The sequence below is a fragment of the Thioclava nitratireducens genome (genome assembly GCF_001940525.2).
Classification (GTDB): domain Bacteria; phylum Pseudomonadota; class Alphaproteobacteria; order Rhodobacterales; family Rhodobacteraceae; genus Thioclava; species Thioclava nitratireducens.
This window is the reverse complement of record NZ_CP019437.1, coordinates 2483121-2497861: the sequence shown is the minus strand read 5'-3', so window position 1 is coordinate 2497861 and position 14741 is coordinate 2483121. Positions and strand designations below refer to the sequence as shown.

General features: G+C 66.0%; 11 protein-coding genes. 6 read left to right on the top strand and 5 right to left on the bottom strand.

Annotated elements, in window-relative coordinates; translation table 11 throughout:
• Position 1: 1 nt before the first annotated feature.
• A complete protein-coding gene (locus tag BMG03_RS11875; protein ID WP_075774990.1) occupies positions 2–835 on the top strand; it encodes an ABC transporter ATP-binding protein in 834 nt (277 codons plus the stop codon).
• Entirely contained in the window at positions 832–1677 is an 846-nt protein-coding gene (locus BMG03_RS11870; RefSeq protein WP_075774989.1) for a dipeptide ABC transporter ATP-binding protein, read from the top strand. The genes BMG03_RS11875 and BMG03_RS11870 overlap by 4 nt, the downstream gene beginning before the upstream one ends.
• Before the next feature lie 246 nt (positions 1678–1923).
• On the opposite strand, the gene BMG03_RS11865 is transcribed toward BMG03_RS11870, so the two are convergent.
• The 5 genes from BMG03_RS11865 to BMG03_RS11845 form a co-directional block, all read right to left on the bottom strand.
• Positions 1924–2691, bottom strand: a complete 768-nt coding sequence (locus tag BMG03_RS11865; RefSeq protein WP_075774988.1) for a crotonase/enoyl-CoA hydratase family protein — start codon at positions 2689–2691, stop codon at positions 1924–1926.
• Positions 2688–4364: an AMP-binding protein gene (locus BMG03_RS11860; protein WP_244270944.1), complete on the bottom strand. Its 1677-nt coding sequence runs from the start codon at positions 4362–4364 to the stop codon at positions 2688–2690. The genes BMG03_RS11865 and BMG03_RS11860 overlap by 4 nt, the downstream gene beginning before the upstream one ends.
• Positions 4365–4461: 97 nt before the next feature.
• A complete protein-coding gene (gene arsJ, locus BMG03_RS11855) occupies positions 4462–5730 on the bottom strand; it encodes an organoarsenical effux MFS transporter ArsJ (RefSeq protein ID WP_075774986.1) in 1269 nt (422 codons plus the stop codon).
• A complete protein-coding gene (locus BMG03_RS11850; protein WP_075774985.1) occupies positions 5727–6725 on the bottom strand; it encodes an ArsJ-associated glyceraldehyde-3-phosphate dehydrogenase in 999 nt (332 codons plus the stop codon). The genes arsJ and BMG03_RS11850 overlap by 4 nt, the downstream gene beginning before the upstream one ends.
• Positions 6726–6735: 10 nt before the next feature.
• Entirely contained in the window at positions 6736–7575 is an 840-nt protein-coding gene (locus tag BMG03_RS11845) for an arsenate reductase/protein-tyrosine-phosphatase family protein (RefSeq protein ID WP_075774984.1), read from the bottom strand.
• A 469-nt stretch (positions 7576–8044) separates the two neighbouring features.
• Between BMG03_RS11845 and BMG03_RS11840 the strand changes: the two genes are divergently transcribed.
• Genes BMG03_RS11840 through BMG03_RS11825 form a run of 4 tightly spaced genes read left to right on the top strand, consistent with a single transcriptional unit; the run spans position 8045 to position 14662 of the window.
• A complete protein-coding gene (locus BMG03_RS11840; protein ID WP_075774983.1) occupies positions 8045–9985 on the top strand; it encodes a dynamin family protein in 1941 nt (646 codons plus the stop codon).
• Entirely contained in the window at positions 9982–11058 is a 1077-nt protein-coding gene (locus BMG03_RS11835) for a dynamin family protein (RefSeq protein ID WP_075774982.1), read from the top strand. The genes BMG03_RS11840 and BMG03_RS11835 overlap by 4 nt, the downstream gene beginning before the upstream one ends.
• Positions 11055–13196 carry a dynamin family protein gene (locus BMG03_RS11830; protein WP_075774981.1) on the top strand — a complete coding sequence of 714 codons (2142 nt, stop codon included), beginning with the start codon at positions 11055–11057 and terminating at the stop codon, positions 13194–13196. Before BMG03_RS11835 ends, BMG03_RS11830 begins: the two co-directional genes overlap by 4 nt.
• 14 nt (positions 13197–13210) lie before the next feature.
• Positions 13211–14662, top strand: coding sequence for a GTPase (locus BMG03_RS11825; protein WP_075774980.1), 1452 nt, complete (start codon positions 13211–13213; stop codon positions 14660–14662).
• Positions 14663–14741 lie beyond the last annotated feature (79 nt).

The following is a 14741-nucleotide window of genomic DNA, read 5'->3' as shown; positions in this document are numbered from 1 at the left end:
AATGTCCTTGCTGAAAATCCGCAATCTCACCGTCGAATTCGACACCGCTCAGGGCGCGTTTCGCGCCGTGGACGGGATCGATGTCGAGGTCTCCGGCCGCGAAGTGCTCGCCATCGTGGGCGAATCCGGCTCAGGCAAATCGGTCTCTATGCTCGCCGTGATGGGCCTTCTGCCGCCCACCGCGACGATCACCGCCGACGAGATCACCTATGACGGGCGCGACATGCTGAAAATGTCTGGCCGCGAACGTCGCCAGATCATCGGGAAGGAAATCTCGATGATCTTCCAGGAGCCGATCTCCTCGCTCAACCCCTCCTTCACCTGCGGTTTCCAGGTCGAGGAAGTGCTGACGCGTCACCTTGGCCTGAAGGGCAAGGATGCCCGCAAACGCGCGCTGGAGCTGTTCGAACAGGTCGGCATCCCCGATCCCGAGCGGCGGCTGAACAGCTATCCGCACCAGCTCTCGGGCGGTCAGTGCCAGCGTGTGATGATCGCGATGGCCATCGCCTGCAAGCCGCGCCTGCTGATCGCCGACGAGCCGACGACCGCGCTCGACGTGACGATCCAGAAGCAGATCCTCGATCTGCTGATGAGCCTGCAGGAAGAATACGGCATGGGGCTGATCATGATCACCCATGACATGGGCGTCGTGGCCGAGACCGCCGACCGCGTCTCGGTCCAGTTCAAGGGCCGCAAACTGGAGGAGGCCGACGTGCTCTCACTCTTCGAGAACCCCCAGCATCCCTATACGCGCGCGCTTCTGGCCGCGCTGCCGGAAAACGCGACCGGGGACCGTCTGCTGACCGTCGCCGATGGCTGGGAGGGCGTGCAATGAGTGTGATCCTCGAAGGGCGCGACATCACGCGCGACTACATCGTCTCGGGCGGGTTCCTGCGCGGGGCGAAGACGATCCGGGCGCTGCACGGCATCTCGTTCTCGCTCGAGCAGGGCAAGACGCTGGCCATCGTCGGCGAATCCGGCTGCGGCAAGTCCACGCTGGCGCGTATCCTGACGCTGATCGACCCGGCCAATTCGGGCGATCTGTATATCCAGGGCGAGAAGATCGACATCAAGGAAACCAAGGTGACGTCCGAACTGCGCGCCAAGGTTCAGATCGTCTTCCAGAACCCCTATTCGTCGCTCAACCCGCGCCAGAAGGTGGGCGAGGTGCTGACCGAGCCGCTGATCATCAATACCGACATCCCCGCCAAGGAGCGCCGCAAACGCGCCGAGGAGATGCTGGAGAAGGTCGGGCTCGAGCGGCAGCACTACAACCGCTACCCGCATATGTTCTCGGGCGGCCAGCGCCAGCGGATCGCGATTGCGCGCGCGCTGATGCTGAACCCGCAGATCCTCGTGCTGGACGAACCGGTCTCGGCGCTCGATCTGTCGGTGCAGGCGCAGGTGCTGAACCTGCTCAAAGACCTGCAGGACGAGTTCGATCTGTCCTATATTTTCGTGAGCCACGATCTCTCTGTCGTGCGCTATTTCGCGGATGAGGTGATGGTGATGAATGCGGGCGAGGTGGTGGAATACGCCTCGCGCGATCAGATCTTCGCCAATCCGCAGCACGAATATACCAAGACGCTGCTGGCCGCGACGCCGATCGCCGATGTCGAAAAGATCCGCGAGCGGGTCGAACGCCGAAAGGCGTTCTTGGCCGCGGCGGAGACATAAGGGCCGGGCGCCTCAGGGGCCGTTCGGAGTTAAGAAAAGGGGCCCGGGGCGATGCGCCTCGGGCCTTTTCATTTTGCGAAACGCTCTCAGGTCTGATTTTGGCGCGGGGCGACCAGCCCCGGGCCGTGCCCGATCCTCCCCCCGGGAGGGCGCCCCGTGCGCCGCGCCGCGCGGCGCGTTCGCCGCTGAAGCCTTCCACTGGAACCCTTCCGAGACGCGGCTCACCCCAAGGCTCGGGTGCGGCCCTTATCTCCCGGACCACTCCGGCGCGCGTTTCTCGAGGAAGGCTCGCGCGCCTTCGGCGGCGTCCTCGCTCTCCATCACGGCCTTCAAGGTCCGCGCGTTCTCCTCCCAGAGGGGGTCGACCGCGCGGCGCTCGATCTCGCGCGACAGCCGCAGGGTTTCGCGCAGGGCCAAAGGCGCGTTCTTCGCGACCTCCTCGGCCAGCGCCAGCGCCGCGTCAAATGCCTGCCCGGCCTCGGCGCGGCGGGCGATCAGGCCCAGCTCCCACGCCTCCGCCGTGTCGAAAAGCCGCCCCGTCAGCAGTAATTCGCGCGCCCGGGCCGGGGGGATGAGGCTCGCCAGCCGCAACGCGCCGCCCGCGCCCGCAACCAGACCGCGCAGCACTTCTGGCAGGCCGAAGCGGCAGCCCTCTTCCGCCACGATCATATCGCAGCCCAAGGCGAGTTCGAACCCGCCTGCGAGCGCCGCGCCGTGACAGGTGGCGATGATCGGCTTGCTGCGGTGGGATTGGGTCAGGCCGCCGAAACCGCCTTCAGCAAATAGTAACTCCTCGACCTTACCTTCGGTGAATGCGGCGAGGTCCATGCCCGCGCAGAACACCGCGCCTTCGCCGCGAAGGATACCGATCTGCAGCGCGTCATCCGCTTCCAGACGGGCTACCGCCTCGGCCAAAGCGTGGCCAGCTTCGGCATTGATCGCGTTGCGCCGTTCGGGGCGGTTGAGGGTGATGATCGCGATGTTGCCGCGGGTCTCGAATAGGACGGGGCTCATTGGGCGGGCTCCTTGGGTAGGCGGGCGCGTAGCGCGTTGCGGATGATCTTGCCGGTGGTGGTCACGGGCATGTCGTCGATCACGTAGATCGCGCGGGGGTATTCGTATTTCGCGAGCCGTGCGCGGACATGGGCGGCAAGGTCGTCGCGCAGCGCCTCGGTATCGGCATGGCCGGGGCAGAGCGTGACGAAGGCCGCGACGATCTCGCCGCGCAGCGGATCGGGCTGCCCTACGACGCCCGCCATCTGCACCGCCGGATGGGAGATCAGGCAATCCTCGATTTCGGCGGGGCCGACACGGTAGCCGCCGGTCGAGATGATGTCGTCGTCGCGCCCGATGAAGCGCAGCCTGCCGTCTGCGCCGCTGACGCCCCGGTCGCCGGTCAGCAGCCAGCGCCCGTCGAGGCCGGTCACGAATTTCGCCTCTGTCGCCTCGGGCTGATTGAAATAGCCGAGAAACATCACCGGGTCGGGCGCGCGCACCGCGATCGCGCCTTCCTCGCCATCGGGCAGGATCTGACCCGTCTGGCTGTCGACGATCGCGACCTCGTGGCCCGGCACCGGCCAGCCCATAGCACCCGGTTCGGGCGCATCAAGGCTCGCGGCGGACGAGACCACCATGTTGCACTCCGTCTGGCCGTAGAATTCGTTGATCGTGACGCCAAGCGCCTTGCGCCCCCAGTCGAGGAGCTGCGCGCCCAGCGGCTCGCCCCCCGAGGCGACTGAGCGCATATTGAGGCTCCAAGACAGGCTCTCCGGGTCGGCTTTCATCATCTTCAGCGCGGTGGGCGGCAGGAAAGCGTTGCGCACGCCCAGACGCCGGATCAGATCGGCCGCCGCCTGCGCCGAGAACTTGCGGAAGCGGCAAGCCACGACCGGCACACCGTGATGCAGCGCCGGGAGCAGCACGTCCAAGAGCCCGCCGATCCACGCCCAATCGGCGGGCGTCCAGATGCGGTCGCCCGCCTGCGGCAGGAAATCGTGGCTCATCTCGACGCCGGGCAGGTGGCCCAGCAGCACCCGATGGGCATGGAGCGCGCCTTTCGGATTGCCCGTCGTGCCCGAGGTGTAGATCAGCACGCCGGGGGTTTCGGCGCTGGTATCGACGGGGGTGAACTTGGGCGAAGCCTCGGTGAGAGCGGCGTCGAAATCCGCGGCGCCTTCCGGTTGCGTCCCGCCGCCATCGGTGACGAAAACCGTCTCCAGATCGGGCAGCTCGGAGCGGATTGCGGCGATCACCTCGTAACTCGCCGGGTCGGTCACCAGCACCCGCGCGCCGCTGTCGCGCAGCCGGTGCAGCAGCGCCTCGGGGCCGAACAAGGTGAACAGCGGCAGCGAGACGCAGCCCGCCTTGAAGGCCGCGATATGGGCGATGGCGGTCTCGCGGCGTTGCGGCAGCAGGATCGCCACCCGGTCGCCGGTCTCGCGCCCGTCGCCGCCTACGCCCATCGCCGCCAGCACATTGGCGAAGCGGTTCGACGCCTCGCGCAACGCGCCAAAGGTGGTCTCGCGGACTGCGCCGTAGCCGTCTTCCTCGACCTCGATCAGCGCGACGCGGTCAGGCTCGCGCGCGGCCCATTTGTCGCACGTGTCGACGCCGATATTGTAGCGTTCGGGTATGTCCCATCGAAACGCAGCCCGCGTGGCCGCGTAATCCTTGCCGCGTGACAGCACCGGCTCTCCTCCCATTTTGCAAGCGGCGCGGGGGCCGCTTTCCTCCGCCGCTCAGAAAAGCGCGGAGAGCCGGGAATGTCCATCTCCGCTCACGGGCTTATGCGGGGCTTTGCGCTGAGAGCCGCCCCGCCGCCAGCGCGCTGAAGGCCACCATCCCCGTCGCGGTGATCATCACGGCACCCAGCCCGCCCATCTGGTAGCTCAGCCCCGACAGCAGCGTGCCGATCAGCCGCCCGCCCGCATTGGCCATGTAGTAGAAGCCCACATCCATCGTCACCCGCTCGGCCTGTGTGAAGGCGAGGATGAGATACGAGTGGAGCGAGGAATTCACCGCGAAGATCGCGCCGAAGACGAGCAGACCCACGACCAGCACGGTGCTGAGCCACAGCGACGGGGTCGGGTCGATCAGCACGGCGGCGCTGAGGAGCGCAGGCACGGCAAGCAGCGCCAGCGCCCAGTGCCGCGCGGCCCCGATCAGTGCGCTTTCGGGGCGGGACTTGGCCTTCAGGATGCGCGGGGCGGCGGCCTGCACCGCGCCGTAGAGGATGATCCAGAGCGCCATGAAGGTGCCGACGAGGAAGAAGGCCGCGCGGTCGCCCGCATGCGTTCCGTCCGACAGGACCGCATAGAAATAGATCGGGATGCCGACGACGAACCAGACGTCGCGCGCGCCGAACAGGAAAACCCGCGCCGCGGAGAGCCAGTTCACATTGGCCGATTTCGAGAAAACCTCGGAGAATTTCGCGCCCTTGCGCCCGCGCGGCAGGCCCGGCGGCATCGCCACGACGATTGCGGCGAGGATCAGCGCCAGCACCACCGCCATCGCGACCACCGCGTAATCGAAGCCGAGCGCCGCCAGCAGCGCCGCGCCCAGCAGGAAGCCCACGCCCTTCACCGCGTTCTTCGACCCGGTCAGCACCGCGACCCATTTGAAGAGCCCGCCATTGTCGGTGGGCGCCAGCAGCTTCACCGCCGATTTCGAGGACATCTTGGCAAGGTCCTTCGCGACCCCGCTGAGGCCCTGCACGATCATCACATACGTGACGGAGGCGCCAATCGCCCAACCCGGGTTCAGTTGCGCCAGTGCGATCAGCGCCACGACCTGCAGCGACAGCCCCGCATAGAGCGTCGAAACCAGCCCGAACCGCGCCGCGATCCAGCCCGCCGAGACGTTCGTGACCATCCCCGCGACTTCATACAGGATGAACAGGTAAGCCAGTTGCACCGGCGAGAAGCCGAGCGTGTGAAAATGCAGCAGCACCAGCATCCGGAGCGCGCCATCGGTGAGCATGAAGGCCCAATAGGCCGCCGTCACCGCGATATAGGCGGAGAAGCCTTCGGGGCGGCTGGCGGGGTGGTCGGTCACAGCGAGGCTCCCACCATCAGTGCGACATCGGCGAGCCGGTAGGCATAGCCCATCTCGTTGTCATACCACGCATAGACCTTCACCTGCGTGCCGTTCACGACCATCGTCGAGGGCGCGTCGATGATCGAGGAGCGGATGTCGTTGGTGTAATCAGACGACACCAGCGGGCGCGTCTCGTAGCCGAGGATGCCGTGCAGATCGCCCTCAGCGGCGGCTTTGAACAGCGCGTTGACCTCTTCGGCAGTCGTTTCGCGCTCGACCTCGAAGACGCAATCGGTGAGCGAGGCGTTCAGAAGCGGCACGCGCACCGCATGGCCGTTCAGGCGGCCCTTCAGCTCGGGGTAGATCAGCGTGATCGCGGTGGCCGAGCCGGTCGTGGTCGGGATCAGCGAATTGAGCGCCGAACGCGCGCGACGCAGGTCCTTCGCGGGGCGATCAACGATGGTCTGGGTGTTGGTCACGTCATGGATCGTGGTGATCGACCCGTGCTTGATCCTCAGGTTCTCGTGGATCACCTTCACCACTGGGGCGAGGCAATTGGTGGTGCAGCTGGCCGCCGTCACGATGCTATGCGCAGCCGGATCGTAGGCGTCATTGTTCACGCCATAGACGATATTCGCCGTCGGGCCGTCCTTCACCGGGGCCGAGACGACGACCTTCTTCACGCCGGCGGCGAAATAGGGGGCGAGCGCGGCCTCGGATTTGAAGACGCCGGTGCAGTCGATCACCACGTCGACCCCGTCCAGCGGCAGGTCTTCGATGTTGCGCGTGCCGATGAAGGGCAGGCGGGTGCCGTCGATGGTAACGCTGTTCGCGTCGCTCGAAAACTCCGCGTCCCAGCGGCCATGAACGGAGTCGAATTCCAGCAGATGCGCTTGCATCGCCGCATCGCCCACCGCGTCGTTGATCCATGCGATCTTCGCACCGCACTCCAGAAGCGGCTTCAAGGCGAGTTTTCCGATGCGGCCGAGGCCATTGAGGGCGTAGGTGGTCATGGTCAGTCCTTCAGTTACGGCCAATGTCATCGACGGCGGATTGCAGCGCGATGCGGTCGAGCGTGGTAAGCGGCAGGGCGGCGAAGGCCTCGATCCGGCGGTGAAGCGCGCCATAGGCCTGCTGGAACGCCAGCGCCTTTTCGGCCTCGGTGCCGGTCGCCTTTACCGGGTCGGGCATCCCCCAATGGCCGCTGATCGGCTGGCCGGGCCAGGGCGGGCATTCCTCGTTGGCGGCGAGATCGCAGACAGTGAAGACGAAATCGAGTACCGGCGCGTCCTCTCCGTGAAACTCGGAGATGTTCTTCGCGCGCAGCGGCTCCACGTCATGGCCCTTGTCGCGCAGCACCTGCACCGCGAAAGGGTTCAGCTCTGAATAGGGTTTCGTGCCCGCCGAATAGGCTTTGAACCGGTCGCCCGCCCGGTCTCGCAGGATCGTCTCGGCAAGGATGGAGCGCGCCGAATTGCCGGTGCAGATGAAAAGCACGTTGAATTTTCGGCCCGTTGCAGATTGCGTCATGCGGCTGTCTCCGCTGGGATCGGGTTGCGTGAGGGGAGAGCAGATATCGGGGCGTCCCTGACAGCAGTCGATCAGAAGCGCGTCGAAGAGGTTGCGCACGGTCTCCATCTCGATTCCGTAGCGCAACGAAGTGCCGGCCCGCGTCTGACCGATCAGCCCGACTTCGGCGAGGGCTGCGAGATAGGCCGAGAGCGTGGAGGGTTTCAGCCCCAGCGCCGCGCCGATTTCGCCTGCGGGCAGCCGGTCGGGATACCGGCGCATCAGCAGCCGGAAGATCGCTAGGCGTTGCGCGTGGCCCAGCACGGTGAGCCGTTGGGGTGTCATCTCATCCATATTTCGAGGTTTTACGAAATAAGAGAGTCGGATCAAGTGAAGCTTTGATGACGGTGCGCGATAGACGGATTACGTGTAAACAATCCACGGAAAACCTGCGGTAACTCGCGATAACCGGAAACGCTCACAAATTCGTGAATACGCAGGGAAATAGGGCCGAAACGAGACTTCCCCTGCGTCACACATTTCGCATCGACCCAGCAAAGCAAAGAAAACAGGCGAAAAATCGTGATCGGGGAAATGCGCTGCGCGCTGCCCCGAACGGCAATTATGGTCGCTCTGCCATAATCTCTGCCGCATTTCGGACAAGAGTGCACAACAGAACTTAAGCACGAACCGACCCAGCCGGTGCGTCGCCAAGAAGGGGGCGCGCGCCGTCCCTGTAACGTTGGCGGTCTCGGGCGGCATGGGGTGTGCCGAACCGTTTCCGCCCAAGACCGCATCGCCCCTGCGGAAAGGAGTGCCCCTCGTGTATGAAGCGAATTCCATCTTTGATTGGCATCGCCGCGGTTTCGAGGCGCTCAATTCTTACTGGGAGACGCTCGACCAGCTCGAACAGGCGGTAAAGGATGTCTCGGACGCCGATCTCGGCTTCGTCGAGGACCAGCTCGACAGCGTGCTCGAGATGATCGACGCGTTCGAGCCGACCGTCAGCGTCATCGGCCAGGTCAAAGCGGGAAAGAGCACACTTCTTAACGCATTGATCGGCAAGCCGGGGATGCTGCCCTCGGATGTGAACCCTTGGACCTCGGTGATCACGGCGCTGCATCTGAACGCGCGCCACCGCCCGATGGACACGCGCGCGCTGTTTCGTTTCTTCGACCGTCACGAATGGGATCGGCTTGTGGCGACCGGCGGGCGTCTGGGCGAGATGGCCAACCGCGCGGGCTTCGAGACCGAGGCCGAGAGCGTGCGCAAGCAGGTCACCGCGATGCGCAACGCGACCGAGGCGAGGCTTGGCGAGCAGTTCGAGGAACTTCTCGGCACCAGCCGCGCCTTCCCGACGCTCGATAAGGCGGTGCTGGATCAATATATCTGCTACGGCGATCCTGACGATCTGGCCGAGGGCGCGAGCGAAGGCACCTATGCCGATCTGACGAAATCCGCCGATCTCTATCTCGATCTGCCGCATCTGCCGCGCGGCTTGTGTCTGCGCGACACGCCGGGTGTGAACGACACCTTCATGATGCGCGAGCAGATAACGCTCAATGCCATCGGCGACAGCCGCGCCTGTATCGTCGTGCTCTCCGCCCATCAGGCTCTGACCACGATGGATCTCGCGCTGCTGCGCATCATCTGCGCGATCGATGCGCGCGAGGTGGTGATCTTCGTCAACCGCATCGACGAGTTGGAAGACCCGCGCGGGGCGCAGGCCGCGATCCGCGGCTCGATCCGCAAGACGCTGGGGCGCATGGGGCTGGGCGAGGAGATCGAGATCCTGTTCGGCTCGGGCTACTGGGCCAATTGCGCGATGGGCGATGTGAACGAGATGGCGCCCGCCAGCCGCGCGGCGCTGGAGAAGATGACCGGCCCCACGCCCACCAGCGAGACCGAGTTGCGCCAGCGCGCGATGGAAGCGTCCGGGATCGGTGCGTTGATGCAGGCGGTGGTCAAGCGGATCGTCGACGGGCCGGGGCAGGCGGTGCTTGGCGATGTGCAGGACGAGCTGGAGCGCATCATCGAGCGCGCCGAGACCGTGGATAGCGTCGCCCGCGTGGCTGATCCCTCCACCATCCTCAGCGAGTCCAAACTGATGATGCGCCTTGCCGAGATCGAGGAAGAGGCCGTCTCCGCCTTCAACCGCGATGCCGCGGACCTGCGTGCGGAGCTGCGCGAGCGGCTCGACCGGGCGCAGGAGCAATTCGTGGCCTCGGCGCTCGAGGCGCTGCAGTCGCATATCGACACCTATGGCGAGATCGGCGCGTGGACCCATGATCCGACTTCGCTGCGCATGGCGATGAAGACCGCCTTCGCGTCCAATTGCGCGCGGCTGCGGCGCAAGGGCGAGGCGGCGCTCGACATGGTCAGCGACGGGATCGACAGCTTCCTCGCTGCCGAGTTCGGCGTGATCCGCGAGGCCGATGTGAGCCGCTTCCCCGAACAGCCGCAACATCGCGCGCCGACGGTGCTCGCGCGAATGATCACGCTGGATATGCAGGGCGCGTGGTGGCGTCGCTATTGGCGGTTCAATCGCAAGGGCGCGGCACAGGCGCGCTACCGCGATGTGATAATCGCGGAAACCACGCCGCTGATCGAAGACCTGATGACCGAGTATTTCGACCCCGCCATCGCGCGCAGCCGCGAGATCGTGGAGCGCTTCGTCTTCGATCAGGGTCAGTTCTGCAAGGCGGTGCGCGAGCGCTGCCTCTCGGGCGCGGCGGGACACGACAAGGAAAGGCTCTCGGCATGAACTCGATGCGCAAACGCGAACGCCCTGCCTTGCCGGACCTCACGAGTGCCCAGAGCCCGCAAGCCGCCGCGAAACCGCGCAAGCTGCGGGTGCTGGTGGCGGGCGAATTCTCGGCTGGTAAAACCAGTCTCATCAACGGGTTGCTGGGCGAGAAGGTGCTGCCCTCGCATGTCACCGCGACCGCCCTGCCGCCGATCTGGCTGGTGCACGGCAGGGACCGGGGGCAGATCTGGATCGACAAGGAGGAGGTCGCGCGCCCGCTTTGCGATCTGGCGCAGCTCAATCTGGAAAAGGCGCGCTACTGCGTGATCGCCCATGGTGCGCCGATCCTCGAGCGGATCGACATCATCGACACGCCCGGTTCGTCGGACCCGAACATGCCGATGGAAAGCTGGCAGCGGATGCTGCGCTATGCCGATCTCGTGATCTGGTGCACCAACGCGACGCAGGCGTGGCGGCAAAGCGAGAAGGCGGTCTGGGACGCGATGCCCCAGGCGCTTCTCGAGCAGCCGATGCTCGTCGTGACCCATGGCGACCGTCTGCCCGACGAACGCACCCGCGCGCGCCTGATGCGCCGGGTTCAGCGCGAGGCGGGAGAGGTTTTCCCGACGATCCGTCTGGCGGCACTGACCGACGCGCAGGACGTCGCGCAGATCGGGCGCGAGATCGAGCGGCTGATCGGCCAGATCGGCCAACCATCGGGAGAGACCAACGAGACGGTCGCCAAATTCGTGCGCGAGCGCGACGTGATCGCTTTCCCGAAGCCGCGCATGCCGGTCAAGCCGCGCCGTCTGCGCTCGGCGCGCCTGATAAAGGCGGAGGGCGCGGAGCTGCCAGAGGTGACCGATGCCGAGCCGCTGATCCTCGACTCGCCGCTCCCCGACTACCCGCCCGCAGAGCCCGCCTCGATGCCGGGCCCGGCCCGCGCGCTGTGGGAGGAACTCACGGCGGGTCACGCCTTTACCGATGCCGCAGATGTCCTCGCCCATGTCGAACATCTGCTTGACCGGCTCGATGCCAGAGCCGCAGACGAACCCGAGCCGGCCTACGCGACGAGGAGGAGCACGCCATGAAGATCGCCCCGCAACTGCGTAAGGAACTCGACTTTCTCGACGGCACGCTCGACCAGATAGAAACCGCCGTCGAACGCAGCGCCCGTCCGCGCATCCGCGATCTGCGCTTGCGGCTGCATGACTGGGCGGCGCGCGTGGCGGTGATCGGGCAGGTGAAGGCGGGCAAGTCGACCTTCCTCAACGCCTTCCTGCACCAGCATGACTTCCTGCCCTCGGACGTGAATCCGTGGACCTCGGTCGTGACGAACATGCGCATCAACCTGCCGGAAGATCCGGTGACGGGGGCCCGGTTCGAGTTCTTCTCGGAAGCCGATTGGGACGAGATCATCAATGGTGGCACGCGCATCCGGCAACTGACCGAAGAGCTGCTGCCGGGATTCGATACCGACATCCTGCGCGAGCAGTCCGAGCAGATGCGCCGGCGCGCGCAACGGCGGCTTGGCAAGCATTACCACACGCTTCTGGGGCAGCAGCACGACTACGACTTCCTCGCCCCCGACCTGTTGCAGCGCTATGTCTGTGCCGGGCCGGGCGCGGATGACGGGCTGGATCGCGAGGCGCTCGGCCGGTTCGCCGCGCTGACGAAAAGCGCCCATATCTACATGCGCTTGCCCGAATTCCAGGTGCCCACGATCATCACCGACACGCCCGGCGTGAACGACCCGTTCCTCGTGCGCGACGAGTTCACCTGCCGCTCGCTCGACCGCTCGGACGTGTTCATCATGGTGCTCTCGGCGCATCAGCCGCTGACCGATGTGGACCTCGCCCTGATCCGTATCCTCGCGCGGCAGGACGACAAGGACGTGCTGATCTTCCTCAACCGGATCGACGAGTTGGACGATTACGCGGTCGAAGTGCCCCGCGTGATTGCCGATGTGTCGCGCCGCCTGCGCGCGGCGATCCCCGACATCGACTTCAAGATCGTCGCGGGCAGTGCCTATCTCGCCGATCTTACCCAGCGCTCCGACGAGGAAGCCGCCTGGGCGCGCGCCGAGATGGATTCGATGGAGCTGGCGCAATATCTGTATTCGCGTTTCGGCCGTGTGCCCGAAGATCCGATCGATCGGCTTCTGCTGGCCTCGGGCGTCGAAGAGGTCAAACACGTGCTCTCTGCCGTGATCGATGGCGGGGTGGGGCGTCAGCAGCTCGCCCAGCTGCGGGGCGATTTGCGCGCGGAGCTGTCGGGGATGCAATTCGTCGCCCGCCGCGAACGCGATACGCTGCAGATGCAGATCGAGAGCATTCGCTCGGACGTGGCGGAGGCCGCGATCGAGGAGATGACCGGCGAGATCGAGGCGACGGAGGCGCTGCGCGGCGCGCTCGAAAACCATGTCGAGAGCGCCGAACACCAGATCGAATCCGTGCTGAACCGAGGCTGGTCGGCGTTGGAGACGCGGCTCAACAAGAGCATCGAGGATTTCGTCAACAGTCAGCGTGCCCGGTTTGAGGAGGTTCTGCGCACCAATCGGATCCGCGACGGCCGTCCGCCGCGCAGCTTCGAGACCGATACGACCGCGTTGCAGATCGCGCTCGAACGCGAAGTGACGAAAAGCTACGCCCGCTCACGGGCCGCGATCGACGTGCTGCTCGACAATGCGATCCATGCCTGCCGCACAACCATCGTGGACCGGTTCGACGATCCCAGCGAAGAGATCGACCTCGCGGATATGCCGCATGACACCTTCACCTCGACCTTGACGCTGACCCGGCGCGCGCTGCGGATCAATTTCGCGTTGGAGCGCGGCTGGGCCTTCTGGCGTGGACCGACCGTGAATATCGAGAAGACGCTCGAGGGTCTGCGCATCGTCGCGGCGGAAGAGTTGCGCCCTGCGGTGGAGAAGATCCTGCAAGCCTATGGCGAGACGCTGGTGGAGCGCGCGACCGCGGGCGGGTCGCGACTGCGGGTCATGGTTCGGATGATGGAGATGGTCGTGCGCGAGCGGACCCTGCAGCTCAAGCAGGAGCGGGCCGAGTTGGAACGTCTGGCGCGTGATCCCGCCCAGCAAAGCCGGATGGCGTCGCGCATCCAGAGCAAGCTGGAAGTTCTGGAACGGCGCCTGATCAACCTCGGCGCTATCGAAAGCGCCGTCAGCAGCACGATGATGCCGCGGCGCAAGCCCGCATCCCGCGCGGCGTGAGGACAAGGAAGCAAATGATCTTCAAACAAGACCTCCGCCACGATCAGGCACCGCCCGATCCGGTCCGCGCACCGTTGCGGGTCGCGATCTGCGGCGAGGTCAATTCCGGCAAGTCCACGGTGCTCAACGCGATTTTGCGCGCGCGCAGCATCGGCGACAATCTGGGCCGGACCGAGCGACCCACGGTCGTCGCGCGCTACCGGGCGACGCCGGGCGTGGTGATGCGCGACGCGACGGGGCGGGAGATCGACGCGGCGGAGGTCGAAGAGGGCGGCGCCGTGCCCTCCGAGATTTACGTCTATTCCGCGCAGCCGCATCTGCAGGGGTTCGAATTCGTCGAGGTGCCGCTGACCTGCGCCGAGGATCTCAACGAAGGACAGGTCGGCCTGATCGCCACCTGCGACGTGATGATTTGGGTCACGATCGCCTCGCAGGCATGGCGGCTGACCGAAAAGACTCTGATCGAATGTCTGGGGTCTGCGCGCCCGTCCGATTGCCTGCTCGCGATTTCGCGTGGCGACAAGCTGCGCAACGACAGGGACCGGGCGAAGCTGAAGGCACGGGTTCAGCGCGAGTCGGCGGCGTATTTCTCGCGGATCGCATTTCTGCACGGATCGCGCGACCTGTTGCGTGCCGCCGAGACTTCGGATGAAGCGTTCCAGCGTAGCGGCGGCGCAGCGCTGATCGCGGCGCTCGGGGCGATGACAGGGCGCGCGGTGGCCGGGCTCGACGCGCTCGATCCCGAGACCGAGGCGGATCTGGCGATCGGGGCCCATGACGCGCCGTCCCCGCTACTCTCGGAACATGGCGGGGCGATCTTGCCGTTCCGCGCGCCCGGGGAGCGTAAACGCAGCTCCGAGCCCGCAAATTCGGGCGCTCCGGTCGCGCCGGTTGCGCCCCCCGGGGCCGAGCCCGAGTATCGGCCGGACCCGAACCCCGTTGACCGCACGCCCGAGGTGTCGCCACGTCGTGTCACGCGGGCGTCGAAACCCCTTCGCGATCCTGCGCGCGAGCCCGTTCGAGAGCCCGCGCTCAAGCCGGGGCCGAATGTCACCGGCGGCGTCGTGCCTGAAACCGAGGCCGAGAGGGAGGCCCCGGTGGAGCAGGAAAGCCCGCTGCTTCTCGCCACCACGCGGCTCCGGCTGGGTATCGAGTTGCCCGAGGGGCTGCAGCTTGCCGGGCGGATCGGCCCCAGCGACCGGATCTTGCGGCCCGTCAAAGGGTCGTCGGACGAGATCGTGGCCTGCGCCAAGGCTTTGGAGGCCATGATGTCCGGATTCGCGGGAAGCTACACGACCGTCTTCGGCGGGCAGCTCGACATGATCACCGAGTCGGGCGAGGACGTCCGCGTCATGTTCTCCAGCGCGCCGGAGACCGGCCTGACCTTCGCGCAATTCACCGTCGACCTGATCGACGAGGCGGCGGCGCATGCGTTGTTCGCGCGCTTGGCGGGCGTGTTGGTCTGAAAGCGTACCCAGCGCGCTGATCTGCGCGGGGTGACGCGAAAAGAGGCGCGCGTCCGATCGTGAACGCGAGGTCATCTGA